This window comes from Arenicella sp. 4NH20-0111 (assembly GCF_040366405.1).
Lineage (GTDB): Bacteria > Pseudomonadota > Gammaproteobacteria > Arenicellales > Arenicellaceae > Arenicella.
Genome location: NZ_BAABWF010000001.1, coordinates 14767 through 41541, shown reverse-complemented (window position 1 = coordinate 41541; position 26775 = coordinate 14767). Strand labels below are relative to the sequence as shown.

General features: G+C 47.3%; 23 protein-coding genes and 1 pseudogene. 7 read left to right on the top strand and 17 right to left on the bottom strand.

Features of this window, described 5'->3' with window-relative positions; genetic code table 11:
• Positions 1-161: 161 nt before the first annotated feature.
• Complete coding sequence (locus tag ABWW54_RS00205) at positions 162-872, top strand: SIMPL domain-containing protein (protein WP_353408871.1); 711 nt, start codon at positions 162-164, stop codon at positions 870-872.
• A gap of 26 nt (positions 873-898) precedes the next feature.
• A complete protein-coding gene (locus ABWW54_RS00200) occupies positions 899-1561 on the top strand; it encodes a hypothetical protein (RefSeq protein WP_353408869.1) in 663 nt (220 codons plus the stop codon).
• Positions 1562-1633: 72 nt separating this feature from the next.
• On the opposite strand, the gene ABWW54_RS00195 is transcribed toward ABWW54_RS00200, so the two are convergent.
• From ABWW54_RS00195 to dapF, 7 genes are all read right to left on the bottom strand, one after another.
• On the bottom strand, positions 1634-2800 hold the full coding sequence (locus tag ABWW54_RS00195) for a cytochrome-c peroxidase (RefSeq protein ID WP_353408867.1): 1167 nt from the start codon (positions 2798-2800) through the stop codon (positions 1634-1636).
• Positions 2801-3071: 271 nt separating this feature from the next.
• Entirely contained in the window at positions 3072-4778 is a 1707-nt protein-coding gene (locus ABWW54_RS00190; protein WP_353408865.1) for an alkaline phosphatase D family protein, read from the bottom strand.
• 113 nt (positions 4779-4891) lie between these two features.
• On the bottom strand, positions 4892-7327 hold the full coding sequence (locus tag ABWW54_RS00185; RefSeq protein ID WP_353408863.1) for a TonB-dependent receptor domain-containing protein: 2436 nt from the start codon (positions 7325-7327) through the stop codon (positions 4892-4894).
• A gap of 324 nt (positions 7328-7651) precedes the next feature.
• The gene (locus tag ABWW54_RS00180) at positions 7652-8878 is read right to left on the bottom strand and encodes a cytochrome b/b6 domain-containing protein (protein WP_353408861.1); all 1227 of its coding nucleotides are present in this window, start codon (positions 8876-8878) and stop codon (positions 7652-7654) included.
• On the bottom strand, positions 8878-9804 hold the full coding sequence (gene xerC, locus ABWW54_RS00175) for a tyrosine recombinase XerC (RefSeq protein WP_353408859.1): 927 nt from the start codon (positions 9802-9804) through the stop codon (positions 8878-8880). Before xerC ends, ABWW54_RS00180 begins: the two co-directional genes overlap by 1 nt.
• A gap of 1 nt (position 9805) precedes the next feature.
• The gene (locus tag ABWW54_RS00170; protein ID WP_353408857.1) at positions 9806-10477 is read right to left on the bottom strand and encodes a DUF484 family protein; all 672 of its coding nucleotides are present in this window, start codon (positions 10475-10477) and stop codon (positions 9806-9808) included.
• A complete protein-coding gene (dapF, locus tag ABWW54_RS00165) occupies positions 10474-11319 on the bottom strand; it encodes a diaminopimelate epimerase (protein ID WP_353408855.1) in 846 nt (281 codons plus the stop codon). The genes ABWW54_RS00170 and dapF overlap by 4 nt, the downstream gene beginning before the upstream one ends.
• A 39-nt stretch (positions 11320-11358) precedes the next feature.
• Here dapF and yrfG point away from each other — a divergent pair, with 39 nt between their 5' ends.
• On the top strand, positions 11359-12003 hold the full coding sequence (gene yrfG / locus ABWW54_RS00160) for a GMP/IMP nucleotidase (RefSeq protein ID WP_353408853.1): 645 nt from the start codon (positions 11359-11361) through the stop codon (positions 12001-12003).
• 18 nt (positions 12004-12021) lie between these two features.
• Here yrfG and ABWW54_RS00155 read toward each other — a convergent pair whose 3' ends face one another.
• The 5 genes from ABWW54_RS00155 to glmU are packed head-to-tail and all read right to left on the bottom strand — an operon-like array spanning position 12022 to position 18747.
• Complete coding sequence (locus tag ABWW54_RS00155; protein ID WP_353408851.1) at positions 12022-12546, bottom strand: GNAT family N-acetyltransferase; 525 nt, start codon at positions 12544-12546, stop codon at positions 12022-12024.
• On the bottom strand, positions 12543-13301 hold the full coding sequence (locus tag ABWW54_RS00150) for an enoyl-CoA hydratase/isomerase family protein (protein ID WP_353408849.1): 759 nt from the start codon (positions 13299-13301) through the stop codon (positions 12543-12545). The genes ABWW54_RS00155 and ABWW54_RS00150 overlap by 4 nt, the downstream gene beginning before the upstream one ends.
• A gap of 20 nt (positions 13302-13321) precedes the next feature.
• On the bottom strand, positions 13322-15493 hold the full coding sequence (gene uvrD / locus ABWW54_RS00145; protein WP_353408847.1) for a DNA helicase II: 2172 nt from the start codon (positions 15491-15493) through the stop codon (positions 13322-13324).
• 6 nt (positions 15494-15499) lie between these two features.
• Positions 15500-17335 carry a glutamine--fructose-6-phosphate transaminase (isomerizing) gene (gene glmS / locus ABWW54_RS00140; protein WP_353408845.1) on the bottom strand — a complete coding sequence of 612 codons (1836 nt, stop codon included), beginning with the start codon at positions 17333-17335 and terminating at the stop codon, positions 15500-15502.
• Between the two features lie 20 nt (positions 17336-17355).
• Positions 17356-18747, bottom strand: a complete 1392-nt coding sequence (gene glmU, locus ABWW54_RS00135; RefSeq protein ID WP_353408843.1) for a bifunctional UDP-N-acetylglucosamine diphosphorylase/glucosamine-1-phosphate N-acetyltransferase GlmU — start codon at positions 18745-18747, stop codon at positions 17356-17358.
• A 255-nt stretch (positions 18748-19002) separates the two neighbouring features.
• Between glmU and pdxA the strand changes: the two genes are divergently transcribed.
• The 3 genes from pdxA (at position 19003) to rpmE (ending at position 21083) form a co-directional block, all read left to right on the top strand.
• Positions 19003-19953, top strand: a complete 951-nt coding sequence (gene pdxA, locus ABWW54_RS00130) for a 4-hydroxythreonine-4-phosphate dehydrogenase PdxA (RefSeq protein WP_353408841.1) — start codon at positions 19003-19005, stop codon at positions 19951-19953.
• A 13-nt stretch (positions 19954-19966) separates the two neighbouring features.
• Positions 19967-20758, top strand: coding sequence for a 16S rRNA (adenine(1518)-N(6)/adenine(1519)-N(6))-dimethyltransferase RsmA (gene rsmA / locus ABWW54_RS00125; RefSeq protein WP_353408839.1), 792 nt, complete (start codon positions 19967-19969; stop codon positions 20756-20758).
• 121 nt (positions 20759-20879) lie between these two features.
• Positions 20880-21083 (top strand): 50S ribosomal protein L31, encoded by a 204-nt coding sequence (gene rpmE / locus ABWW54_RS00120; protein ID WP_353408837.1) that lies wholly within the window; start codon positions 20880-20882, stop codon positions 21081-21083.
• Positions 21084-21162: 79 nt separating this feature from the next.
• Here the strand turns inward: rpmE and xth are convergent, their stop codons facing one another.
• The 5 genes from xth to argH all read right to left on the bottom strand — a co-directional run bounded on the left by xth (position 21163) and on the right by argH (position 25652).
• Positions 21163-21948, bottom strand: a complete 786-nt coding sequence (gene xth, locus ABWW54_RS00115) for an exodeoxyribonuclease III (RefSeq protein ID WP_353408835.1) — start codon at positions 21946-21948, stop codon at positions 21163-21165.
• A gap of 19 nt (positions 21949-21967) precedes the next feature.
• Positions 21968-22645 (bottom strand): glutaredoxin domain-containing protein, encoded by a 678-nt coding sequence (locus tag ABWW54_RS00110; protein WP_353408833.1) that lies wholly within the window; start codon positions 22643-22645, stop codon positions 21968-21970.
• A 56-nt stretch (positions 22646-22701) separates the two neighbouring features.
• Positions 22702-23958: a diaminopimelate decarboxylase gene (gene lysA, locus ABWW54_RS00105; protein ID WP_353408831.1), complete on the bottom strand. Its 1257-nt coding sequence runs from the start codon at positions 23956-23958 to the stop codon at positions 22702-22704.
• Positions 23959-24072: 114 nt separating this feature from the next.
• Positions 24073-24216: an LPS translocon maturation chaperone LptM gene (lptM, locus tag ABWW54_RS00100; protein WP_353408829.1), complete on the bottom strand. Its 144-nt coding sequence runs from the start codon at positions 24214-24216 to the stop codon at positions 24073-24075.
• A gap of 17 nt (positions 24217-24233) precedes the next feature.
• A complete protein-coding gene (argH, locus tag ABWW54_RS00095) occupies positions 24234-25652 on the bottom strand; it encodes an argininosuccinate lyase (protein WP_353408827.1) in 1419 nt (472 codons plus the stop codon).
• Positions 25653-25828: 176 nt separating this feature from the next.
• Here argH and hemC point away from each other — a divergent pair.
• Positions 25829-26758 (top strand): annotated as a pseudogene (gene hemC / locus ABWW54_RS00090) (hydroxymethylbilane synthase); the annotation flags it as partial.
• Positions 26759-26775 lie beyond the last annotated feature (17 nt).

The following is a 26775-nucleotide window of genomic DNA, read 5'->3' as shown; positions in this document are numbered from 1 at the left end:
TTGATGGTGACATACTCGGAGAACCTAGTTTGAGCCAGCAGTATGAACATGAGCTCGTTTGGCGATTTTGGCGTCATTTGAGAATTTTATCGAGGTGCCATTGTCAGTACTGAGTGCTCGTAACATGATTGCCCATGACCTACCAATTCATTGGAGAACCTATGAAGACTCTTGTTTTATCCGTATTCCTTTCCTTGTTGTTAACATTATCGCCAGATTCGGCCGGAGAGATTTCAATGCACGCTAAAGACACCATTAGTGTCAGTGGAACAGGTGAAGTGTCGGCTGAGCCTGATCAAGCCATTGTTTCACTGACGGTTTCCGCAACAGACCTTAACGTAAATAAAGCCAAATTGGATGCTGACAAAAAGTATCAGGCTGTCTTAGATGCGGCTAAAAATCAGGGCGTTAAGAAGGCCGATATTAAGATATCCAGTATTAATTTGAATCCTGAATATCAATGGCGAGACAATTCACAAATATTAATTGGAACGCGCGTAAGTCGCTCTTTGTCGATCACTTTAAATGAAATAGAAGGAGTTGCACCATTGCTCCAAGAATTAGTTGAAGGCGGAGTGTCAAACATTGATCAGGTGCAAACAGGTTTCCAAAATAGATCTGAACTGGAACGAAAAGCTTTGGTAGCCGCGATCTCAGATGCTAAAGAAAAAGCCGAATTTTTGGCCGAACAGTTTGATAAGCAGCTCGGTTCGGCTTATACGATCACCGAGAACAACCGATCGCAACCCATGTTTCGCAGTCACAGTGAAGGGATGATGCAGGCCAAAACTATGTCGGCTGAATTACCGCAAGAGCAGTTTGGCACCCTTAAGGTTACAGCCAGTGTTAGTGTGGTGTTCCATGCTCAATAACAGAGCACAATTGGGTGATTAAGTTTATGTTTAAATCGTTCTTTGCCATCGTTGTGGTGGTTCTCTTTGTTGGGTTCTATGGCATTTATTCAGCCAGCGCACTGCCCGATTGGTTTGATGAATCTAAAGCAAATCGAGACTTTGCAAATGACGCTGTAAACGAACAATTGAACCAAGGGGGCGTTGATCTATTAGCTCAAAAGTCTTTGGATATATTGAGGGGGCAGGTTTCTTTCACTGAAAAGGAATTTAATGCCATGTTTTTGGCAAGCCTTAAAGCCGATGCCGATGGGCGAAAATTGCTCGCCGTCAGTGATGGAATAAAGGTGTTTCTTAATGAAGGCGAAGTTGCTGTGACAGCCGTTATCAACTTGGATAAGCTCGCAAAGGTAGAGCCAAAAGCACGCGAGGCGGTTGAAAAGTTTGATCGTTTGTTTTGGGTTATCGAGGGAAATCGCATAGCCGTTACAGTATTTGGCAAGCCTGTTGTGCACAACGGTGGCCTAGCTGTAGACAACATGTTTCATGCAAAGATCGGCGAAATCAGTTTCAGCAATGATACGTTGCGTCAATTAAAAGTGCCTGTTGAAAAAGCACAAAACACCTACCTGGATTTGCAGTATTTGTCCTTAAAAGAGGTAACGGTGAAGTCGAATCAGATTGCGTTTGTCGTTCGCCCAAGATTTTAGTGGCTTAGGTAAACAGTGCTTTTTCGTCGGCTTTATGAGGATGTTAATTAGAATTGGTTTGGTGGCTAGGGACTAGTTGGAACTGTCTTCACTTAAAAGTAGTGCCAGTATCGCAGCAATAGCAAGCGGGCGGGATAGCTCGCCGGTATTAGGAAGCTCTGACTCAACCAACTGGAACGGGTCGCTGAACGCAGAATCGCTTAAAAATTCGTTGTCCGTTAACGTCCCCAAGAACGCAACCAACGCAGCTCGCTCCTCCGCGTCTAAACCCATTCGAATCGGCTGGCCATTTCGTGAAAGACGGTTGTCGAGATTTGGATTGTCTTGAATGCCTGAGTTGTAGAAATCAACAACTTGCTCGAGGCTGCTAAAGCGGCCATCGTGCATAAAAGGAGCTCGTACTGAAACGTTGCGTAATGAAGGGGATTTAAAACGTCCGTTACCAACACCATTGTCGGCGTTCGCTGCGTCAAGACCGTTGTTTCGCGCTTGATCCATCAGTTGCAAGTCCGTGTTATGGCAGGATCGACAGTTAGTTTGTCGGCTGTTGAATAACTGCCTTCCTTGCTCTTCTTGAGCGGTGAAATTAGAAAAGTTGATGGCCACGCCTTGATCATACTTCGATCGATAGGAAACCATCGCCCGAATAAATTGAGCCAATGAGTTAGCTATCCGTTGACTATTAATGTCGCGGCTACCAAACGCGCGTTCAAATAAGGGTGGATAATAGTCCGTTGCCGACAGTTTCTCGACGACGTTGTTTAAGGTTTCACCCATTTCAACGGCATCTTGAATAGGCTGAAGAACCTGTTCCTCTAGGCTGGCGGCGCGTTCATCCCAGAAAAAACGGTTTGGTTCGTAGTAACGAGCATTACTCAAGCCCATAGAATGCCTTGCTGTGAGTCCGCCTGAGAATCCCGTGGACAATCGGTCTTGGTCTGAAAAACCTCTTGATTGGGCATGGCAGGAGGCGCATGACGTTGAGTTATCTTGCGACAACATTTTGTCGTAAAAAAGGACTCGCCCTAAGGTTGCTCCAGCATCCGAGGTGGGATTGTCGTTAGGAGTAGTGTCTGCATTTCTGATTCCGTTTAATGAAAAGTGCGCAGGTAACGGTGGGTTAGCGTAGTTTAACAGGCTGTTAGGCAGGATGGGGCGAAGTTCCGTTTGTCCGTTTACTGAAGGTACGGTCAATGCCATCGCCGCCGTGATTACGATAACTACGATTGGGCTGGTCATGAAGCTCAGTAGGCTATTGTTGTATTTGAATTGGAGGAGCAAATGGATTCTATTAGCGTCATCAGATGATAGGTATACGCGCATGTTAGCTATTCGGATTGATTGACGTTGCTCGGAATCATATGAATTTGTATCAATAATGAGTAGATTGATACAAATGAATTACATCTGCGTGTGACATTGTGAGCAAGATAGATCTGAGGACGTTGCGCGCTCAGGAGTCATCCTATTTCTCCCGAGCACCGTTATATCCGTTTGTAGTTTGAGGGCTCTATGCCTTGAATTGCACGCCATTGTGTCCGCGTTCAATGACAGTCTCTTTTAGAGTTGATATCGTGTAATTGGTTTCTTCAACGGTGCTGATAGCTATGAAGCTCGTTTTGGCATTGGATTGAGTTAAGTTAAGCCTGACATAACCTTGATGGAAATTGTCAGTCCATACGACTTCGTCCAGTTGTGACTCGAATGCCCGGTCCAATTTGCGCGCAACATCGCCGCTATAACCGCTTTCAATGAAGTCGCCAGGTGAGGTGATTCCGGCCGTACCAAGCTCTATTCCCATCGGAGTGCCGTGATCGTCATTAAGTTGATTCATCCAGAAACTATGGCTGTCTCCGGTTAAGAAAATCAGGTCGGTGGCGTCGACTGATTGACAGGCTTCGTAAAATTTCTGTCGTGCCCATGGATAGCCATCCCAAGTGTCAGTGTAAAATGGCAAATTGTATTTAGCTTTCCATTTAAGGGCCTTCGCGGCTTTGGTTTCAAGTTGCTCAGGCCGTTCGTCCTCTAGTATTTTCAATTTGTTAATATCGGGGACCAGCATTCTCGCGATGGGACTGGCATTTCCTAGCAACCGCCATGGACGATGTTGTGTGGAGGTGAAGGTATCCTTGACTAATTGTTCGGTTCTACGGGATAGCATTTCGCGACCCGGTGCGCCAATAATCATTGATTTAAATCGGTTGGCATCTTCAATGGAGTTGATTTTATCTGTGTAGTTAAGATAGTTTATTTGCTCAGCTCTGGCCGTATGTCTGGTTTCCAAGGTAACTAAATCAGCGAGATCCCCGATTTTGTAGGCACGTGAAAAAGCAAGTCTTTCGTCCATGCTCTTTGGGTCACGAATTGGCATCCATTCGTAATATGCCTGAACTGAAGCTGCTCGACGATCAGTCCATTCCCCTTCCGTTTTTGTTTGATGATTTTGCGCGCCGCTGAGCCAAGGATTGTTGGCACTCTCATGGTCATCCCAGCAGGAAACCAATGGGTGAGCGGCGTGCATTGCCTGGCTTCCTTTGTCGGTTTTGTATTGAGCATGACGAGTTCGATAGTCGTCTAACGTTATTGTTTCATGGGCCGGCTCGTGAACACGGTTTAGCTTTTGCGCGACCTCTGAGCCCCAACCTTGCGCGCCATACTCGTAGATATAGTCCCCTGTATGCAATACTAGATCCACGTTTGTGTCTTTGGCAATGGCGTCGTACGCATTGAAGTATCCAAAAGCAAAGTTTGAGCAGGAAGCTAGTGCAACGCCGTATTTTTCAACACGCCCTGTCGGCAGTGTCTTCGTTCTACCGACAGGGGAGGGGGAGCCTCGAAAAACAAATCGGTAGTAGTAGGTGGTTCCCGGGTTTAACCTCGAAGGAATGACTTTTACAGTAAAGTCTTTCTCTTTGTTTGTTAAACAATCGCCCTGCGCGACCAAACTATTAAAGTCAGGGGATTCTGCAAGTTCCCAGGATACATTCGCGTCGCTGTTGGTACTGGCAACGCTGAGTCGCGTCCATAGCACTACGCTGTCTGAGGCAGGGTCGCCGCTGGCGACACCGTGCCGATAGAAGTTGGCATTTTTGTTCTTAGAGTGACCGGTAGCTGAATCGACGTTAGGGTGACTAACTTGTGGACGAGAAGAGCAAGCGGAGAGTACCGCCGATGCCATTGCGCTAAGTACAAAGCGACGATCGTAGAAGCGTTTCATTTAATTTAGATGTTCAATTTAACAATGGGTAGATGCCGCGAAACAATGTTTATACTGGCATGGCGAAGATGATTTGAAGGCGTCCTTGCCATTCAAATCGATACTTGAAAAAGCTAGAAGTCTGCAGAGAAAGACAGCACCGCCGTTCGTGGTGCGCCTATCCATGCGCCGAACCCTGAGATACCACCAAGGTATGATTCATCAAGTAAATTGTTGACGACCAAGCTCACGTCTATTCCTTCGAGAGCCTCGCCGAATGCAGCTCCGGACATACCAAAGTAGAGGTCTGCCGTTGTATACGATTTTGCCACCGATGTGTTTGCAATATCAATGAATCGATCGTCAACGTACTTCGCACTCAATCCCGCTCGATAGATGTCGTTTTTCCAATCAAGAGAAACAACCAGAGAGTTTTCAGGTGTATTGACTACTTTATTCCCAGGGAAAATACCAAGAGCGGCGTCAGCTTCATTGCCCAGCCCAGTTCCGACGTATTCGGCATTGGTATAGGTGAAGGCAGAGTACAAGGAGATAGAGTCACTTGCATAATACGTTCCAGAGACTTCAAAGCCGTCGGTTTCGATGCCTCCTACGTTGTCGTAACGGCCGTCAGCCCCTATCGTGTAGTTGGGAATGTTGCCTGCCGTTTGAGCGCCAAAAAACTGCAAACGGTTTTCGAATGTGTTGTTGAAGTAGGTCACCGTCGCCGACATTCTATTGGACTGAAAGCGCAGTCCCAGTTCAACATTTTCCGATGTCTCTGGGGTCACATTGGTGGTATCAACGGCATCACGTTCAAGGACAAGGTCTCCCAGCGCTTTGTAGTTTTCAGAATAACTCGCAAACAATTCTAAACCGTCGATGCCGCTATCGATGCGTAAACCACCTGAAAACAACACGTCTGAATCTGAATTGAGGGTCGATCGATTGCCCGTGTCAAAGTTGTCCACGCGCTCAACATCAACAAAGAACTGACGAATGCCCACGGTCGCTGTGACCGAGCCCATGGTCAGGCTGTCTTCGATGTAGTAGTTGAAGACTTCGCGCGGGTATTCGCGATCATATTGAACGTAATAAGGCTGAGCATCGAATGCTGGACCAACGGTCGTGTCCGTTATTTTGTGCCAATCTCTGAATTCTTCTCTAGTTTGATCCTCATACCAAATCCCCATTCTTAATTCGTTATCAAAATCGCCGAACGTTAACTGATAAGCCAAGTCACTGGTTATGCCAACGCGATCTTTTTGGTAGTGCGTATGTCGATACGACTGCACCGCGATTGCGTCGCTTGAGTAGCATGCGGGGTCGTATTCTGAGCCAGCGCCACCGTAAGGGAAGGTGATTGATGACGTGCATCCTTCGCGCGGGCTGAGCGCATTCCCGGCCGCATCCACAAAGTAGATGGCACCGGTAATGGGGCCCCCAAAGGTAGTGGAGCCACCGATTATTTCGGACTCAGGCCCGCCGTTGTCATTGGCTACGTTCACGATCTGAGGGGGCACCCAATCTCCTCGGCCTTCGTTAGCGTGCGTATAGACGCCGCCTTTTAACGCCAAGCCATTCTCTAGTTGGCGCTCAAATTTCAAGTACGCAAACGTGTTCTCTCGCAGTGTCGACCATCCTCGTCGGTGAACCTGATCGATGTAAGGTACGCCGGTCCATTGATCAAGCAGGCGATCTGAATCAGGATCACTTTCGAACTCGGCTAGGGTAATTCGTTGGTAGTTGTCTTCTTGAACATCATCGTGAGCAAGATACGCAGTAATCGTAGTGTCTCCTATTTCTGAGACTAATTTTGCAGCGAAGTGGTCGCGGTCATTCTCAGCGGCGCTATTTACCCAGTCTGTGGCTTCTTGGTGAGAAGCTGAGACGAACATGCGTGTGGTATCACCAAATATCGAGCCTGTGTCATAACTTGCGGCATAGCGTCGCGCATCGTGGTCGCCAGCAGAAAACTGAATGTTTGATTTTGCCGTTTCGCTAGGGGTGCGTGTTACGAAATCCAAGGTTCCGCCAAGAGCTTCCAATGATCGAGAGCCGATGTCGGCGGTACCTTGGGAGACATCCACGCCTTGTAGGTTTGATGAATCGATAAACCGATTTGCCTTGGAGCCGCCGCCGTAGTTAGATTCACCGTTGGGGAACCCGTCAATCGTTATTCCGACCTGTTGGTCAGAGAGGCTGTTTTGAAACCCGCGCAGATTGATGGTCGTTGACCAGTCATCAAAACCAAATGTATCCCCTTCAGTGACATTAACGCCGGGCAGGGCATTGATACTAGAAAGTACCGAGGTGATCGGGTTCTGTTTGTCTAGCATGCTTTCAGTCGTTGACTGGTTTGCAAAGATCTTCTTTTTACTAACGACCACGATCTCATCTAATGTCGTGTCTTGCTGAGCAACGGCTTCAATTGGATTGAGCGTGGCGGCCACCGCGGGTGCCAAGACGACCACCTGAGCCAATCTAAGCATTAGCTTTGACGGTTTAGGAATGCTTTTATTTGGGTTGATGACGTGCTTAGTCGATTTTGTGCTTGTATTTGTTTTCATGGAGGGGGACCTAAAGGTGTTTAACATACAATCCGCTAGTGTCATCCCGTCGTATGACAAACCGGTATCAACTCGGTTACACGTGGATGAACATTGTATGACGGTCTTGACACATAAATGAGTACTTCGAGCCTGTTCCCGATGTTGCCGCACATCGCCCATCCGGTGGCGATATGGGCTCAGTGCCTAGGTTAAGATCGTTGATCATTCGGTAGTATTCGCTTCGGGCTTCGGGCTTCGGGCTTCGGGCTTCGGGCTTCGCGTCTAAGGGGGGGGTAGTGGACTAATGAGCTAGGCGCTTTGTGACAGCTAAGGAGTAAGAGGCTAATCGATTGATGCCTTTACCAGTATGTCGACCATTACCTCGCTGCCTACCCACGTTGGATCACTCCAGTCACCCATGCCGATATTCCACTGATGGCGATTGAGTGTGGCCGAACCGATCAAGCTTATCTCTTTGTTCTTTGACGTTATCGTAAAGTTCAATTTAACAGGGTGGCTTATGTTTTTGATGCGAAGGTTTCCATTGGCTATATAAACGCGATCTGAGGTGTTGGAATTCTGTTCGGCGTTGGGGTCTGTAACAAACTCAAACGCACTGAACGTGGCGTTGGGAAATTGAGAGGCATCAAAAAAATCATCAGAAAGGATGTATCCGTCTCGCTCGGAGTCATTTGATGATACTGAGCCTATGTTGATATCAACCACGAAACGCGACTCCGCTAAATTGTTATCATCAAATTGAAGCGTAGCGGCCCAAACCTTCCACTCACCTGTGAACGGTGCCCCCGCTTGCTGACCAATAAATTTCACATGGCTATTCTGGTAATCGACGTTCCAGATTGGCAGATTGCTGAGGCTAGGGTCTGCGTTGCTGGCTTCGGCTTTTGTGCTCGGGTTCACGGAGGAGGTGGCCTTTATTGTTGGCGCGCTCCCCCAATTACCTAAAAATAGCAGACTCAGAACAGTGGCAATTAAAAAGACGCCAACGCTTGTTCGGCTTAACATGCGTGATAATACGCTGTCTCGGTCAATTAGGTGGTGCTTTAGCGCAGCACCGATATGGATTGCTGCGAGAATGGCCAGAAAGTTGGCCAGCGACTCATGTACCCACTGCAGGGTGTCTGCCTTGGACTCGCTAGCGACAATAAGATCAGGTAGAGGTACAAGGTTGAACCAGCTCACCGAATACGCGTTGGCTGACGACATTAGCCAGCCAGTAATTGGCAGAGAAAATAGAGTGAAATACAATAAACCGTGAGAGGCGTGTGAGATGTTTTTCTGCCACGCAGGCATGGTGCTAGGGAGTTCAGGCGGTCGTCGAAACAGACGATAACTCAACCGCAGGATTGCCAATATTAGGATGGTGATCCCGACTGATTTATGATTTGCAATTAACCCTAATTGCTTTACCACAGACCCTGCGTGTTCAGCACTCTCCGCAAGTTCTATGAGAATGTATTGAACCAAAATTAGGCCAGCAACCAGCCAATGAAGTGTCTTTGCAAGCGGGCGATAACCAGCCTCTAGATTGGTTGGGTGTTGATTCATTATTTCGGTTTTTTGGTTTTAGCGCGTGGGTGAGCGTCGTCATACACTTGGGCAAGATGTTGAAAGTCAAGGTGAGTGTAGATTTGCGTAGTGCTGATGTTTGAGTGCCCAAGCAGTTCTTGAACGGCGCGCAATTCACCGCTGGACTCTAAGACATGGCTCGCGAATGAGTGACGGAGCATATGAGGGCTCACCGAGATTTCCACTCCTTGTCGTTTTGCCCAATACTGAACTCGAGCCTGCACATTTCGCGTGCTAATGCGCGTTCCCAATTTGCTAATGAATAGTGCATCAAAGTCCTTAATCGGCAGCACGTTGCGTTGTAACAACCAATCGCGGATTGCTTTATTGGCTTGTGCACCAATAGGTAAGTCTCTCTGTTTACTCCCTTTTCCCGTGACACGTAATATTGATTCTGATAAATCTAGATCATTAAGGTCAATTCCACAGAGCTCACTGAGTCGCAGGCCTGATGAATAAAAAAGTTCCAGAATCGCTTTATCTCGATAACTTAGTGGGTCGTCTAACGTTAGCTCAACCAGTGAGACGATTTGATCCACAGACAGTGTTTTCGGTAGGCGTTTTTCGCCTTTAGGTGCGCGGACGTCATCAAATGGGTTGTTCTTGAGAGCCCCTTTACTAACCAAGTGCTTAGCCAGACCTCGTCCGCTGGACAAGATTCTTTTAATGCTGTTCGAGTTTAAGCCCTTTGAATTAAGGCTGGCGGCAAACAAACGTACGTTATGTGAATTCAGCCCTTGCCACAACATCACTCCGCGTTGGTCCATGAATGCGATTAATTTTTCTATATCACGCCTATAAGCTTTAAGTGTGTGAGTCGAGAGTCTGCGCTCAGTGGCTAAAACCGCCAGGTAATCATCAAGTGATTTTTTTGCCGACTGATCTTGGCGTGCGTTGCTGCTCACGTTATCCGCGAACGCCTTGGGGCTGTAAGCGTTTAAGGCATAGGCCTGCCATCAGGCCTAGTTTGTCCAAATGCGCGGTACCTAAGTCGTTGGTGTAGCGCTCTGCATTCCGAGACCCTAAAGCCAGAACACCCAATGGATTTTGCCCACTTTGGGTATACAAAGGCACAAGAGCAGCGGACATGATGTCATCATTGAAAAAAAGTTGCATCACGTTGTTTGGCCAGCGGTTGTCGCACATTGAGCGATTATTGTTAAGCCTGCGCAACGTCTCTTCGTATCCGCTTGCTTCGCTAGGCCGCCGAGTCACGGATTGTGATGTCTTTATAGAAACCTGATCAATCGCGAAAGTGTGGCGAAGCGTTCTTGGGAACTCCGATGCAAACTCAGACAGATTTGTGCAGCTAATCAGTTGACTGATTACTTCAGAAAACTGATTGCTGATCTCCTCATTGTCTCTGGCATTTTGAAATAGCTCGGCTTGCTGCATTTTTTGCGCCAGCAATCGTTCTTTTAGAACTGAGATTTGACGCTCTAACAATGATGAAGTGCTACGAGTATCAGACAAGGAGATAAACTCTAGAAGCTCTGGATGCGATTGAAAAATTGTAGGATTACGCCTCAGGTAGTCTGCCAGCTCTTGAGGAGAAATGGATTTGTGTGAGTCGGTCATTTTTGGTCTTCTATTCTAATTGTGCCTTCGAACGACGTTTCTGCAGGACCTGTCATCATGACAGGTGAGCCCTGACCGTTCCATTCGATTGTTAATTCTCCGCCCTGCAAATGTGCCGTCACCTTCTGATCTAAAAGTCCTCGCTGAATCCCTGCAACCACAGCGGCACACGTTCCTGATCCACAGGCAATTGTCTCCCCTGATCCCCGTTCGAACACTCTTAAGTTTATGTCAGAGCGAGAATTAACTTGCATGAAGCCAATATTTGCTCGCTCAGGAAACACTGGATGAGATTCCAGCGTCGGCCCTAAAGTCAAGACGGGTGCATTTTGCACGTCATCAACCAGAATCACCGCATGAGGGTTCCCCATAGAGACGGCTGAAAACTCAATTGTTTCATTATCTATGTCCAGCAGATACGTTACTCTAGGCTCCTCTTGCTGAATCGGGATATCGACGGGATTAAATCGTGGCTCACCCATATTCACGGTTACTAAGTTCGAGTCTTCGTGCGCGGTGAGTGTCATTTCTCCGCTTATGGTCTCCACGCGTATTGGGTTTTTGTCGCTTAGACCTTTTTCATGCACGTAGCGGACGAAGCAACGAGATCCATTACCGCATTGTCCAACTTCACTGCCATCGGAATTAAGTATTCGGTATTTGAAGTCTATGTCGGGCCGATTGGAATGTTCTACAATCAATATTTGATCGCAGCCGATGCCAAAATTACGATCAGCGATGTGTGTGGCTATCTCAGCGCTAACATCGAATTGGGTTTCTGTAAAATCCAATACAACGAAGTCGTTGCCCAGGCCGTGCATTTTTGTAAAAGCTAAATTCATAAACCGTATTTAATCACACATTCAGGATATAATCGCGACATGCAAATAGATTGGTCACAGATAGAAACCGTATTGTTGGATATGGACGGCACCTTGCTTGATTTGCACTTTGATAATCACTTTTGGAATGATTATATGCCGCAGGTTTACGCACAAAGCAAGGGTATTTCGCTGGATCAATCGGTTTCGTTTTTAGCGCCCATGTTTAAGGACTGGGCTGGAACGCTAAAATGGTACTGCGTCGATCATTGGTCTCAGGTTTTAGAATTGGATATTATGTCTTTGAAGCAAGATGTCGCGGATAGAATATCGTATAGACCAAATGCGCAAGCCTTTCTCTCAAAATGTCAGAGAGAGAGTGCTGATGTCAGAATGATCACCAACGGACATCGCAAGGTTCTTGATTTGAAAATCGAGCATACAAAAATCGACCGTTATTTCGATCACCTTATTTGCTCTCACGAATTAGACTATCCGAAAGAAGAGCAGGGTTTCTGGACTAGATTGCAGGAGTCTTTGCCGTTCAATCCTCAGAAATCGTTGTTTATCGACGACAATGAGAGTGTATTGCATTCCGCTGCCGAGTATGGAATTAAGCATCTTTACAGTATTGCCAAGCCTGATTCGAAACGAACCAGAGACGCTGACAGTGCCTACCCAATGATCGACGTGTTTGAACCCTAAACCTGCACCATAACAAAGTTAAGTGGTGGTTTTTCTAAACAGGCGAACCTCAGTTCCGTCTGCTTCAACGCGTTTAGATTCAAGTGTAAACCCCAGTGATATTAATAAGCCTCCAGAGGACTGGTTCTCACTTTCTACTGTTGCCTTGATCTCGCTCAATGCTAGCAGCTCGACAATTCGGGGAATGAATGCGTCGAGTGCTTCTTTCATATAGCCTTGGCGCCAAACGGATTGAGCAAGTACGTAACCGATCTCTAGACAGCCGCTTTCGGTGTGATAGTTAAATATTATTATGGTGCCGATGACACCGTTATTATTGCTAATCACAAATTGGCCTGCTTCCTGCTTGAGCTGGCGTTCACGTATCATGGCAAGCCATGCTTTAGCGTCTTCCATGGTTTTCCATGTTTGATACGGGATGTGGCGATTCACTTCTTCAACAGAATGAATCGCATATATGTCGGCGAGGTCACCTTCCGTCACTGGTCTAATAAAGAGTCGAGGAGTCTTAATTGCAACAGATTGAGCCCGATCTAAGGTCATTTCGCAGCAAAGCCGTCTAGTCGTTCTTGCGTGTCGCTAATACCATCAAATTCAAGTTCGTTTTCTGACTTTAAAGCTAATTCAAGAGCCAGCTGTTCTTCGCTTAGTCGATACAGAGTTTTGTATGCTGAAACCGCCCCAGTGCTGGCAGCCGCTATTTTTTTTGCGAGTTTTTTTACGGACAGGTCTAATTCATCGACTCCCTCTATCGATTCGTTGGCAAGCCCCCAGTTTGCGGCTTGCTTGCCTGTAAAAACGCTAGCACTGTATGACAGTTGCCTCGCCCTTCGAACCCCGACTGCCCTGGCGAGATTTTGAGCCATGCCCCAGGTTGGCCGAAGTCCCCATTGAGCGTGTGTATCGCCAAATTTAGTGGTTGATTCGGTGATAATGAAGTCACAACTTAGTGCAATTTCTAAAGCACCGGTGAAGCAGGCGCCATGAACTTGAGCAATGACAGGAGTGTCAAGGTGTCGGATTTTGGTAGTGACCGCGTTTGCGACAGAATCTAAAACATCACCGATTTTTCCCGAACGCGCTTCTATGCCCTTTAGGACTTTTAAGTCCACGCCGGCTGAAAATGCACGTCCTTCGCCTTTTATAATAATGACTTTGACGGTGCTGTCTTGCTCCGCTTGGGTCAATGCTGCTAAGAGGTCGGTTAACATTTCAGGCGTAAAGGCGTTGAGCGCTTCTGCTCGACTCAAGGTGATTGCAAAAACACCAGCACTGTTATCGCTTGAAATGAATGTCATAAAGGCCTCTGGGTTGTTTTTTATATTGGCGTCAGGTTTGCGTAGGCTAAAACCAACCATTTACTGCCTAGATCGGTAAAGTTGATTTGAATTCGCGCGTACTCACCATTACCTTCTAGGTTGGTTACCATGCCTGCACCGAACTTGGGGTGGGAAACCTGCATACCGACTGCAATTCCGCTCTCATGGGCACTTTGATCGTCAACCCAGCTTGACTGACGAGAGGGTGCTGAATAACTGTTTTTCGGTTTTGCTCTTACCGATACTAAAAGCTCATCGGGTATTTCGCTTAAAAATCTGGAGGGACTCGTGTATTTTTCCGCGCCATAAAGCCGGCGCATCTCCGCGTGGCTTAACCAGAGTTGCTCTTTGGCTCGGGTCATACCAACGTAGCAAAGCCTGCGCTCTTCTTCTAAACGACCAGCACCTTCATCTAATGATCGCTGATGTGGGAACAGTCCTTCTTCCAATCCTGTTAAAAACACCAACGGGAACTCTAATCCTTTAGCGGTATGCAGGCTCATAAGCTGAACGCAATCTTCCCATTCTTCAGCTTGCCCTTCGCCTGCTTCCAATGCCGCGTGAGCTAAGAATGAGGCCATCGGTGGTAAATCGTCTTCGGTCTCCTCTATTTCATACCCACGGGCAGCCGTGACTAACTCCTGAAGGTTCTCTACTCGAGCCTGACCTTTTTCGCCCTTTTCTTTCTGAAAATGTTCAATCAATTTGCTTAAATCAAGCATGATTTCTATTTGCTGATACAAATCTTGATCTTCAATTTGTGAGCGGATTTCTTGAACTAGGTTAATGAATCCACTCAATGCTGTTGCGGCCCTACTGGTTAGCTGAGAACTACTGATTAACTGGTTGGCGGCATCCCAGAAAGATATCTGATTACCGCGAGCGTATTCTCGAACCAAATCAACGGTTTTATTGCCAATGCCACGAGTAGGCGTATTCACGACGCGCTCAAATGACGGGTCATCATCACTGCGGGTACAGATTCTTAGGTATGCTAATGCGTCTTTAATCTCGGCGCGTTCAAAGAATCGTAGGCCACCATAGACCTTGTAAGGCATTCCAGCCTGCATCAACTGCTCTTCAAACGTGCGTGACTGGGCATTTGATCGATAGAGAATGGCAACGTCGTTTCGGCTTCCTCCATCATTAATCCATGACTGGATTTGATCAATGACGAATCTGGCTTCATCGCGTTCGTCGTAGGCAGTGTATAGCTTTACGGGTTCCCCTTCGCCACTGGCTGTCCATAGATTTTTACCCAATCGAGTGTCATTGTTTTGAATGACTGCGTTAGCAGCATCTAAAATGCTGGTGGTGGAGCGATAGTTCTGCTCCAAGCGGACAGTTTTAGTTTCAGGAAAATCTTGTTCGAATTGCAAGATGTTCTCGACCTTGGCACCGCGCCATCCATAAATACTTTGATCGTCGTCGCCAACGGCAAATAGGTTGTGTGATTTGGCCACCAACAACCGTAACCAAGAGTATTGAATTGTGTTGGTGTCCTGAAATTCGTCTACGAGTACGTGTTGAAAGCGTTGTTGATAACGCTCTCGTAGGACTTCATTGTTTTTTAAAAGCTCAAAGGCGCGTAACAACAGCTCAGAGAAATCGATTAAACCAAACCGTTGGCACAATGTTTCATAGTGACTGTAAACCGCTAACAGTGTCTGCTGCTGAGGGTCATTGCTCTGGGGAATGTTTGCAGGGCGTCGGCCTTCCTCCTTGTGGCCGCTGATGTACCACTGGATCTGTTTGGGGGGCCAGTAAGCCTCATCGAGCGCCATCTCTTTAAGACAGCGTTTTATCATGCGTAGCTGATCGTCGCTGTCTAGTATTTGAAACGCTTGCGGTAAGTTAGCTTCTTGGTAATGTTGCCTTAGAAGTCTGTGGGCTAGGCTGTGAAACGTGCCGATCCACATCCCACCCATAGGCAAGCCAAGAATATCTTCAATGCGGCTGCGCATTTCGCGGCTGGCTTTGTTGGTAAACGTAACCGCCAAGATAGACAGCGGGGACACGCCGTGACCTTCAACCAAATAGGCTATACGAGATGTGAGAACTCTTGTTTTACCGCTGCCAGCTCCTGCTAAAATCAGGAGAGGGCCAGGCGAGGCAGCAACCGCCTCACGTTGCGCATCGTTTAAATCATTGAAGATATGGGATATATCCATAACGTATTATTCGACCGTAACCGACTTAGCGAGGTTTCGTGGCTTATCAATGTCAGTGCCTTTGATTAGTGCCACGTGATAGGCCAACAATTGAAGAGGCACCACGTACAAGACGGGAGCGATATGACTGTGAACGGGAGCCACATTGATCACCATGGTTTCTTCGTCGGTGACCAGCCCAGAGTCGACGTCAGCAAATACGAACAGCTTTCCACCTCGAGCTCTAACTTCTTCTAAGTTGGATTTTAATTTTTCCAATAACTCGTCATTGGGGGCAACAGCCACAACGGGCATGTCTTCATCAATCAGGGCTAGTGGACCATGTTTTAGCTCACCAGCGGCGTAAGCCTCAGCATGAATATAGGATATTTCTTTGAGTTTTAGCGCGCCTTCCATGGCTATCGGGAAGTGGGCTCCTCGGCCTAAAAATAACGCGTGCTCTTTGGTGCCAAAGTGTTTAGACATCGCAATGATTTGTTCCTCCAAATCCAACACGGTTTCTATTTGCTTTGGCAGTGACCTTAACTCCTGAACAATTTCAGTTTCCATAGAGTCAATGCTACGTCCATCACCAACCATGCGGCGCCGCAAACAGATTGCCACCATCAAAAGAGTCACTAATTGGGTCGTAAATGCCTTGGTAGAGGCAACGCCAATTTCGCGACCTGCGTGCGTAAATATCGTTAGATCACTGGCACGAACCAATGAGCTTTCTGGGACATTGCAGATACACAGCGTGTTTGAATACCCTAACGTTTTCGCCATTTCTAGGGCCGCCATGGTATCCAAAGTCTCACCTGATTGAGAAATGGTGAGAAACAGTGTGCCGGGGTTTACTACGTGTTTTCGGTAGCGGTATTCACTGGCAATTTCGATATCGCACTTGATGCCGAATTCTTCAAACCAATATCGAGCTACTGAGGCGGCGTAATAGCTCGTTCCGCAGGCGATGATCTTGAGCTCTTTGGTGGCATCAAAAATTTCCCGAGCTTGTTCTCCGAAAGCAAGCTCCAAAACGCTGTCGGATCCTAGTCTGCCTTCCAAGGTTTCTGTAATGGCCCTAGTTTGTTCATGGATTTCCTTCTTCATGAAATGAGCAAATCCTTCAAGTTCGGTTTCATCGTCGCTTAACGTGCTCACGATAATCTTACGTTCAACGGGATTTCCTGATGCGTCAAATATTTCCACGCTGTCACTTGTCACGCGCGCTATATCCCCGTCTTCCATCACCATGTATCGCTTGGATACTGGAATTAAAGCTGACATATCAGATGCAATGAAGTTTTCGTTTTCACCGAGTCCGATCAACAACGGTGAGCCGCTTCTCGCCGCAATTAACACCCCTGGTTCTTGTTTTGATACTACGCCTAAACCATACGCACCATGCAGCTCTGAAATGGTTGATTGAACGGCCTTAAAAAGGTCTTTGCCCTGTTGCATGTGCCAGTCAATCTGATGCACGATGACTTCGGTGTCAGTCTCAGAACTAAAAGGGAAGCCTTGCTCTTTTTGGATTGCTCGAAGGTCTTGGTGATTTTCAATGATCCCATTGTGGACAACGGCGACTTGAGATGACGATGTGTGTGGATGAGCATTGTGTTCAGCAGGCCTGCCGTGGGTGGCCCAGCGAGTATGTGCCACGCCAATAGAACCGGATACGGACCCTGAAATTTTCTCTAAATTGACCACTCGACCGACACTGCGACGCAGGTCTAATTCCTCTTCGCTGCTGATGACAGCCAGCCCAGCGGAATCATAGCCGCGATACTCTAAGCGTTTAAGTCCATCGATTAAAATAGGTGTTACATCACGGCTTGATGCCGCTCCAACAATTCCACACATGGTTTTATACCTTGATTTTATTACTGCTTTTTTTCTTTGACTGGTCGTTGCCAACCGTTGATTTCACGTTGTTTCGAGCGGCTGATTGCTAACGCGTTTTCGGACACATTGGTCGTCACCGTTGATCCCGCCCCTATGGTCGCGCCATCGGCTATTTTGATCGGCGCGATCAGCTGACAATCAGATCCTACAAATACATTGTCGCCTATTTCAGTTCTGTGCTTGTTGGCGCCATCGTAGTTGCAGGTGATCACACCTGCTCCTATGTTTGTTTTTGCGCCCACGCTCGCATCGCCGACGTAGCTAAGATGGTTAACCTTAGCGCCGTTAGAGATTTGCGCATTCTTAGTTTCGACGAAGTTGCCAATTTTGACGCCAGCCTCTAAAACGGTGCCTGGGCGCAATCGCGCAAATGGACCAACTTGAGTCTGGCTTTTAATTTTTGTGCTTTCTATCACTGAATGAGAATGTATCGATACATTGTCGTCGATCACGCTTTGACTTATGACGCAATTCGGAGCAATTGTGCAATCGCTACCGATGGTGGTAGGTCCTTGAATGACCACATTGACATCGATAATGGTGTCTTCGCCAATAGAAACATCACCTCTTATGTCTACCCTAGAAGGATCTACAATTGTGACACCGGCGTCCATCAGCTGTTGCGCTTGTTGCCACTGAAACGCACGTTCGACTGTTGCCAGCTGGGATCGACTGTTGATGCCGTCTACTTCATGGTTGGCCTCAGGTTGAAGTGTCGTGATCGGATCCCCAGCTTCGTACGCTAAGCCAACAACGTCGGTTAAATAGTACTCCTGCTGATTATTGCTGTTTCCTACTTGCTGTAACCATGAACCTAATTCATGCCGCCTAGCGCAAATGATGCCTGAGTTGATTTCTGTGATTTTTTTCTGGCTGCTAGAGGCATCTTTTTCTTCAACAATACCCGATACAGCCTGGGTGCTGTCGCGAGTAATACGGCCGAGCCCAAACGGGTTTTGCACAATTGCAGTGAGCACCGTTAAGGTATGTGCCTGCATTGAATCGGTCATTCGCTGCAATGTGGCAGCTCTAATGAGTGGAACATCAGCCGTTAGCATCAGGACATTTGCCTGCTCCGGTATGGCCGGTAGCGCTTGAGATACAGCATGGCCTGTGCCGAGTTGTTGTTCCTGTACAATAAACTCCAGGCAGTTCAGTTGAGAGTGGTGTGCAAGCGAGTCGATGACTTGCTCCTTAGCGTGACCAACGACAATGTGAATCTTTGCTGGCTTTAACTCTAGAGCACTATCGATCACGTGCTCGACTAAGGTTTTACCTGCTATTTGGTGTAAAACTTTGGGTAGTTTTGAGCGCATCCGGCTGCCTTTACCAGCCGCAAGAATAACTACATGCAGAGGGGGGTTGCTCATGGTATCTAAGGTGACTATTAGAAAGTGGTAATTCTATCAAACAGACCGCTCAGTAAATAGCTAAAAAAACAAAGCTTGCTGTAATAGCTGCGTAAATGATTGCTAATCAAGAGAGAGTCAGAGCTCAGTGAGAGAGTGGTGTTTCATTTTTAGTGCCTTCGGCCTTGTGGCCGTCTTTAAACTGTTAGCGAACTAGCTGATATTGTTGCTCTGGGCGGGCTATAATTGAGGTTCAAAAATTAAGCATCGAAATCAGTGAAATCTAAACCAATTGCATACACGCTAGGCGAGCCAGCCGGTATCGGGCCCGACATTTTAATTCAGTTAGCGCAACACGTTGATTTGAGCGATGTCGTCGTGCTCGGAGATAAGCGAGTATTGTTTGAACGCGCCGAGCAACTCAAATTGGACGTGCCTAGTACACTTCAATATGAGTCAATTGATGTGTCAGATTTTACTGTCGCTGGTGAGGCCTTAGTTGACAACGTTCCGGGTGTATTGGCGATGTTGGATCGGGCAATTGATGGTTGTTTGGGTGGTGAGTTTTCGGCTATGGTGACTGGCCCGCTTCATAAAGGGATCATTAATGAGGCTGGTTTTGAGTTTTCAGGGCATACCGAATACCTGGCTGAAAGGACTGATGCCGATCTGCCGGTAATGCTTTTAGCGACCGACTCATTGAGGGTGGCTTTGGTGACCACGCACTTGCCCCTGCGCGATGTTGCCGATGCCATCACGGAGGACCTTATTGTTAAGGTCTGTAATGTCATTAATAGCGATCTCAAGAAGAAATACGGCATCGTGGAGCCTCGAATTCTGATCTGTGGCTTAAACCCGCATGCCGGCGAAGGCGGGCATTTAGGTCGAGAAGAAATTGATATTATTGAACCGGCTTTAGACGTATTGCGTGCCCAAGGGGTTAATATTGTTGGGCCGCTTCCAGCTGATACATTATTTACACCTAAGTATCTCCAGCAGGCGGACGTGGCCATTGCCATGTATCATGATCAGGGGCTTCCAGTGTTAAAATCACAAGGCTTTGGTAAAGCCGCGAACATTACATTAGGGCTTCCTATTGTCCGAACGTCCGTGGATCATGGCACGGCGTTTGATATGGCTGGATCAGGTTTGGCTGATACAGGAAGCTTGCGAACGGCAATAAGCGTGGCGAGAGACATGGCCGCTGCAAACGCAACCAGTATCTGACCAAGGTGTCATTATGAATCAATTTGCAGCGCCCAGAAAATCACTTGGGCAAAATTTCTTACAAGACCCGAACATAATTAACAAAATCGTGTCTTCATTGGGGCTTAAGGCGAACGATGTGGCCCTTGAAATCGGGCCTGGACGAGGTGCCTTGACTGAATTAATGCTGCCACTGGCTAAATCGCTACACCTTGTGGAATATGACCGCGACCTAGTGGCTTACTGGCAAGACAGGGCGTTGTCGGCCGAAAGTCTGTCAGTGCATGGGGTTGATATATTGAAATTTGATTTGACCGATATAGTCGATGCTGAGCAGCAGAAAATCAAGGTGATAGGCAATCTGCCGTACAATATATCTAGCCCTGTATTATTTCATTTAATGAAGTATGCAGATCAGATCGAATCTCAGGTTGTCATGTTGCAGAAAGAAGTGGTGCAACGCATGTCAGCATCACCGGGAGGCAAAGACTACGGGCGCCTCTCAGTAATGTTGCAACAACGCTACGCTATAGAGTACTTATTTACAGTGCCTCCGGGTGCGTTTTTTCCACCACCTAAGGTGGAGTCGGCAATCGCGAGATTAACCCCTCTTGCGGAGGTTTTGCACCCAGTTGACTCTCACGCTGATTTTGCTCAGCTTGTTAAACAGGCCTTTTCTCAGCGGCGAAAAACCTTGAGGAATACGCTCAAGGGCATGTTGAGTGCAGAGCAAATTGAGTCGGTCGGTGTCACGCCTTCAGTGAGGGCAGAGACTTTATCGGTGTCTGAATTTGCCGCGTTAGCTAATTGCTACACGGCAGGTTGAGATTTCGATAATATCTTCGAAATTTGCTTGAACTGCCCTGCGCTTTGCCCTAACATCGCGTGCCCTGAGTAATGAATTCGCGCAAAATCACGAATTCGATCTCTAAATATCGGAGAACATCATGAAAGCAGACATTCATCCACAATATAGTGATATCAACGTAACTTGTGCTTGTGGCAACACTTTTACAACTGGCTCTACGTTGGGTAAAGATTTAACCGTTGAAATTTGTTCTGAGTGCCACCCGTTTTATACTGGTAAGCAGAAAGTAATGGATACTGAAGGCCGAGTCGGTCGTTTCAAGTCTCGTTATGGAAAGAAGTAATTTCAAATGGTTTTCATTTGGATTTAAAAAAGGCGCCATCGGCGCCTTTTTTTATGTTTGACTAAAGCCCAGTGGTGTTCTATTGCTGGTTGTATTGTGCGACCACCGGTGTGTGATCTGATGGTCTTTCCAGTTTTCTTGGGGTTTCATCAATATCGCTACTAATCGCGCGGTCAAGCATGTCCGATGAGCTGAGTATTAAGTCTATTCTTAACCCTTCGTTGGCTCGATATCCAGCGCCTCGATAGTCCCACCAAGAAAACTTTTCGCCCTCTGTGTGAAAGTGTCGATAGGTGTCAAACAGTCCTTCAGCCATGAGTTTTTGCAGCATCAGCCGTTCTATGTCACTGCAATGAATTTTGCCTGACCAGCGTTTGGGGTCGTGGCAATCAATGTCCCCAGGAGTGATATTGAAGTCGCCAACAAGCACGGTATTGCTGTGTTGTGCAAGAGTTTCTCTCATAGACTCTTGCAGTTTGGCGAACCATTCTCGTTTGTAAGTGAATTTATCTGAATCCAACGCTTGCCCGTTAGGGCAATAAACGTTGATTATGCGCATGCTGTCTTGATCTCCGAACGTGACGTCGGCTGAGATGTAGCGCCGCATCGGGTCTTCGAAATTAGGCAGGTCCGTGACAACGTTTGTTAGAGGGGTCTTGCTCAGAATCGCGACCCCATTGTACGTCTTTTGACCCGTGAATGCGCTGTGATAGCCAAGTTCCCTAAAATGATCAACGGGAAAGTCATCGTCGATCATTTTCAATTCTTGTAAGCAGAGTAGGTCGGGAGAGTTTGCTTTTAGCCAATCGCTAACGTGTTCAACTCGCACTCGAAGTGAGTTGACATTCCATGATGCTATTTTCATTTTTTGTTCTTGGGTGGACTTACTTTTGCGACGTTAGATAGCCCGCTTCTTCCAATGCTCTGGTAATCATTGGTTTAGAGTGGCCTTGAATAATACGCTCACCGATAAATAGTGACGGAACGCTAATTTGTTTGGACAGATTGGATAATCGCTCTCGCGCACGACGATCAGTTCTAATATCTCGTTCAACGAAAGGAACTTGCTTTTGAGTTAAGAAGAGAACAACAGACTGGCAGGGTTTGCAGTTATCAGCGGTGTAAACCATCACGGGGGTGCTGCCATCCAGCAGTGGTGCTGGATCACTGGCTCGCCTGACTTCTTTTATCTTCTTTTTGCCCGCGTTTTCGTCTTTCAGAAGGTCAGAATCGAGCACTTTTACGTTTTTGGGCGGAGGGGAATCCTGATAAGACACCGTTCCGTACTCATCAACCCATTTGTACAATCTGCCGTCGTTCTTGGTCGAAGGCGAGGTTTTCGCCTTTGCGCGGCTTGCCGCGTTTTGTTTTTCCTGAGCGTCAGAAAGAGTATCTTGAGCAGCCTGAAGGGCTACTTTGGCGTCATCTAGGGCTGTTTTGGCCTGTTCGATACTCTTTAAGTTTTCAGTGGATTGACCTTCTGTTTCACCATTGGCTGGTCCAACCAGCATCAAAAGTGCGGCTAGATAGCAGCGAAAGGAATGGGGTAAAGGTGTTTTCATAGAATACCAATAACTGATTTTTAGCCAAAAGGCCAGTTACAGAAGGTTCAATCTCGCTATTCGGGCAGTAGTGATTCGCCGCGTATCAGGTCTTCTTGCTCTTCGCGCTGCCGTATTATGTGTACTTTGTCATCGTCGACCATGACTTCAGCTGGTCGAACACGAGAATTGTAATTGCCGGCCATGGAAAAGCTATACGCACCCGCCGACATCACCGCCAATAGGTCTCCTGCTTGAGTGTCCAGTTCTCTGTCGTAACCCAAAACGTCAGAAGACTCACAGACAGGACCAACCACGTCAAATACCATTTTCTCGCCCGTTGAATTTTTTTCAACGGCTGAAATTCTGTGGAATGCTTGATACAGTGAAGGTCTGAGTAGGTCGTTCATGCCGGCGTCAACGATCGCGAAGTTTTTGCTTTCATTATGTTTGAGGTATTCAACCTTGGTAAGAAGGACGCCAGAGTTGCCGGCGATATATCGGCCGGGCTCAATGCCAATCGGCAATGTGATCCCATGCTTTTTCACGCCATTGAGCATCGCTGTTACGTACTCTTGAGCTGATGGGGGAACTTCGCCTTGGTAGTCGATTCCTAGACCGCCACCCAAATCGAGCTGTTTAATCTCGATGCCTTTGTTGGCTAGACGTTTTACCAGGTTTAATACAATTTCGAGCGAATCTGAAAAAGGGCTGGTTTTGGTAATCTGGGAGCCAATGTGACAGGCGATTCCGTGCACTTGAATATTAGGCAGTGCGGCTGCGCGTTGATAGGCGTCATACGCGGCACCCATGGGGACACCAAACTTGGCTTTGTCCATGCCCGTTGAAATGTAGGGGTGGGTTTCAGGATCAACGTCAGGGTTAACTCGAAATGCGATTGACGCTACTACGCCCAGTTTTTCCGCGACCTGTTGCACTCTTTCGAGTTCCGCCACGGATTCAATATTGATGCTACGCACACCTTTGCCGATTGCAAATTCTAATTCAGATTTGGATTTGGCCACGCCGGAAAACACAACGTTATTTGCGTCACCGCCAGCAGCAAGAACACGGCGAAGCTCTCCTTCTGAAACAATATCAAAACCAGACCCAAGACGTGCAAGCAAATTGAGTACGGCTATGTTGCTATTGGCCTTTACGGCATAAAAGATGCTGTGAGGATAGTCCCCAAAGGCCGTATCGAGAGTGCGCCACTGGGTCTCAAATGCGGCTCTAGAATAAACGTAGCAAGGGGTGCCGACGGCACTCGCAATTTTTTGCAAAGGGATGTTTTCGGCATGCAAATGGCCGTTTTGATATTCGAAAAAAGACATGATGTGTACAACTACAACTGAAGAGGCTAACCCTCGCGTCGAAATGGCGAGAGGGCGTTGGGCTAATCTCACAAATTGAGTGAGACCGTAAGGCAGATTATTGAGAGCGGTTCTCTATTTAACTGGCGATATTTCGTCGTCTTGAACCTTAGGGGCTTCCAGAGGTGGCTGCTCAACGATTAATGGGCCTTTTTGGCCGCATGCCGATAGCAAAAATAGAGTGGTCAATAAGGCGCTTAAAGTGACAATTTTTTTCATAATCTTGTTAGTTTTCGTTATTTTTTTAGTCTGATGGAGGCTGCGTCAACCGCTTCTTTAACTCGGATTGGTGCCGTGCCGCCGAAATGGTCTCTGGCGCGCACGGAGCCTTCTAAACTTAAGACATCATATACGTCTTCGGTAATCATAGCTCCAAATGATTGAAGTTCGTCTAAGCTTAAGTCTGAAAGGGGCTTATTCTGCTCTATAGCAAAATGTACCGTACTTCCTACAATTTCATGGGCGTCTCTGAATGGCACGTTGAGTCGAACTAGGTATTCGGCAAGATCGGTTGCAGTCGCGTAGCCCTTCAGTGCGGCGTTGTACATGGTCTCGCGATTAAAGCTGATGCTTGGCACCATAGCCGCAAACACTTGGAGTGACCGAGCGACCGTGTCTACCGTATCGAATATAGGCTCTTTATCTTCTTGATTGTCTCTATTGTACGCCAATGGTTGGGATTTCATTAAGACTAAGAGGGCTTGAAGGTTGCCGATTACCCTGGCGCTTTTCCCTCGCACGATTTCTGCAATGTCAGGATTTTTCTTTTGCGGCATGATGCTTGAGCCAGTGCAAAAAGCATCTCCTATTTCAATGAATTTGTAGCTCTCAGATGCCCATAGAATAATTTCTTCGCACATTCTTGATAAGTGCATCATCACGAGGCTGCAGGCCGACGCGATTTCAATCAAAAAATCACGATCAGACACGGCATCCAAAGAGTTGCGACTTGGTCGGTCAAAACCTAGCAGCTCGCAGGTCATGTCTCGGTCTAGCGGAAAGCTTGTGCCGGCTAAGGCAGCGGATCCTAATGGCATCACGTTCAAACGTTTTCGAGCGTCAGCCAATCGCTCAGCGTCACGTTCAAACATTTCATTCCACGCCAGTAAATGATGAGCCAAGCTTATGGGTTGCGCGACTTGAAGGTGGGTGAAGCCAGGCATGATGGTGTCTATCTCTTGGCCGGCTAGATCCAATACGTTCTTTTGCAAGCCCTCAATCAGGCTGACAATATCGTCAACCGACTCTCGCATATACAGTCTTATGTCTGTAGCTACTTGGTCATTTCGTGAACGCCCAGTGTGCAACTTCTTGCCGGCTTCGCCAATGGCGTCGGTCAGGCGTGCTTCGATGTTCATGTGCACATCTTCAAGCTCAGTCGACCAGCTAAATTGCCCTGCGTTTATCTGTTCTTGTATCTCCAGTAAGCCGCTTTCGATACTCAGAGCTTCCTCAGTCGTGATAACGCCAATTTTCGCCAGCATTTTGCTATGCGCAATGGAGCCACGAATGTCTTGCTTGTAAAGTCGTGAATCAAAACTAATGGATTCCGTGAATGCTTCAACAAGAGCGTTGGTGGGTTCCGTGAAACGGCCGCCCCATGGTTTTTTCGATGCTTGGTTATTCACTGTTTGGTCAGCGCCGTATGGGCGCATATTGAGTGGCTGAAAAGTTTTCAGAATTATAGCTGTTTGCTGGCGACTGTGTTAGCGCTGTACATAAAGAAATAACCATAATTGTATGTAAAGGCGGGTATTTGTGTAAAAAATTGAACGAGTTATAGGACGCTATGATAAAGTCACCGTCCCTAATAAGAAAAAACGTTTAACGTATGAAATCTATTCGCATTGCTACTCGTAACAGCCCGCTCGCGATGTGGCAGGCAAACTACGTAAAGCAGCGTTTGGAACAAGAGCACTCTGGGATAGACGTCACTGTGGTTGGTATGACGACTAAAGGCGATCAGTTGCTTGACCGCAGTTTGGTTGCCGTTGGCGGCAAAGGGCTTTTTCTAAAAGAGCTGGAAGTTTCGCTGCTAAACAAAGAGACAGACATAGCGGTACATTCTATGAAGGATGTCCCGGTCGATCTGCCTCAAGGTCTTGAAATACCCGTAGTTTGTGAACGTGAAGATCCTCGAGATGCGTTTGTTTCGAACCAGTATCAAAACCTATACGCCTTGCCCGATGGGGCTCGTGTCGGAACGTCGAGTTTGCGCCGAGTTTCTCAACTTAAAAACGCGTTTCCATCGTTAGAGTTTCTCGAGCTTAGAGGAAACGTAAACACTCGCTTAAGAAAACTCGACGACGGTGATTACGACGCGATTATATTGGCGACTGCAGGCCTTAAGCGACTAGGATTCGAAGATCGAATTAAGCAGTTTATTGCCCCTGACTTATGTTTGCCGGCGGTAGGGCAGGGCATCGTTGGTATTGAATGTCGATCAGATGATGAGCAAACGAAGGAAGTTCTTCGCGCCCTGCATAGCGTCGAAAGTGAAGTCATGCTCGCCGCAGAACGAAGCATGAATGCCGCTTTAGAAGGTGGATGTCAGGTGCCGGTTGCAGGGTACGCCGAGATATCTAATGGCAGGCTTGAACTGCGTGGCATGGTCGGTCAGACCAGCGGGCAGAAAATATTGCACGCACGTGAGGTCAGTAAGAGACTGACGGTGGCGAGCGCTGAAGAGGCTGGTCAACAACTCGCGGAAGATTTGTTAAAACAAGGCGCAGCCAGTATTTTGCAAGCCGTTTACCGGTCACCTCCGGTATTGAAAAA

Coding starts and splice junctions, on each gene's coding strand:
- ABWW54_RS00205 (WP_353408871.1), top strand. CDS start 162: ATGAAGACTCTTGTTTTATCCGTATTCCTTTCCTTGTTGTTAACATTA.
- ABWW54_RS00200 (WP_353408869.1), top strand. CDS start 899: ATGTTTAAATCGTTCTTTGCCATCGTTGTGGTGGTTCTCTTTGTTGGG.
- ABWW54_RS00195 (WP_353408867.1), bottom strand. CDS start 2,800: ATGACCAGCCCAATCGTAGTTATCGTAATCACGGCGGCGATGGCATTG.
- ABWW54_RS00190 (WP_353408865.1), bottom strand. CDS start 4,778: ATGAAACGCTTCTACGATCGTCGCTTTGTACTTAGCGCAATGGCATCG.
- ABWW54_RS00185 (WP_353408863.1), bottom strand. CDS start 7,327: ATGAAAACAAATACAAGCACAAAATCGACTAAGCACGTCATCAACCCA.
- ABWW54_RS00180 (WP_353408861.1), bottom strand. CDS start 8,878: ATGAATCAACACCCAACCAATCTAGAGGCTGGTTATCGCCCGCTTGCA.
- ABWW54_RS00170 (WP_353408857.1), bottom strand. CDS start 10,477: ATGACCGACTCACACAAATCCATTTCTCCTCAAGAGCTGGCAGACTAC.
- dapF (WP_353408855.1), bottom strand. CDS start 11,319: ATGAATTTAGCTTTTACAAAAATGCACGGCCTGGGCAACGACTTCGTT.
- yrfG (WP_353408853.1), top strand. CDS start 11,359: ATGCAAATAGATTGGTCACAGATAGAAACCGTATTGTTGGATATGGAC.
- ABWW54_RS00155 (WP_353408851.1), bottom strand. CDS start 12,546: ATGACCTTAGATCGGGCTCAATCTGTTGCAATTAAGACTCCTCGACTC.
- ABWW54_RS00150 (WP_353408849.1), bottom strand. CDS start 13,301: ATGACATTCATTTCAAGCGATAACAGTGCTGGTGTTTTTGCAATCACC.
- uvrD (WP_353408847.1), bottom strand. CDS start 15,493: ATGGATATATCCCATATCTTCAATGATTTAAACGATGCGCAACGTGAG.
- glmS (WP_353408845.1), bottom strand. CDS start 17,335: ATGTGTGGAATTGTTGGAGCGGCATCAAGCCGTGATGTAACACCTATT.
- glmU (WP_353408843.1), bottom strand. CDS start 18,747: ATGAGCAACCCCCCTCTGCATGTAGTTATTCTTGCGGCTGGTAAAGGC.
- rsmA (WP_353408839.1), top strand. CDS start 19,967: ATGAATCAATTTGCAGCGCCCAGAAAATCACTTGGGCAAAATTTCTTA.
- rpmE (WP_353408837.1), top strand. CDS start 20,880: ATGAAAGCAGACATTCATCCACAATATAGTGATATCAACGTAACTTGT.
- xth (WP_353408835.1), bottom strand. CDS start 21,948: ATGAAAATAGCATCATGGAATGTCAACTCACTTCGAGTGCGAGTTGAA.
- ABWW54_RS00110 (WP_353408833.1), bottom strand. CDS start 22,645: ATGAAAACACCTTTACCCCATTCCTTTCGCTGCTATCTAGCCGCACTT.
- lysA (WP_353408831.1), bottom strand. CDS start 23,958: ATGTCTTTTTTCGAATATCAAAACGGCCATTTGCATGCCGAAAACATC.
- lptM (WP_353408829.1), bottom strand. CDS start 24,216: ATGAAAAAAATTGTCACTTTAAGCGCCTTATTGACCACTCTATTTTTG.
- argH (WP_353408827.1), bottom strand. CDS start 25,652: ATGCGCCCATACGGCGCTGACCAAACAGTGAATAACCAAGCATCGAAA.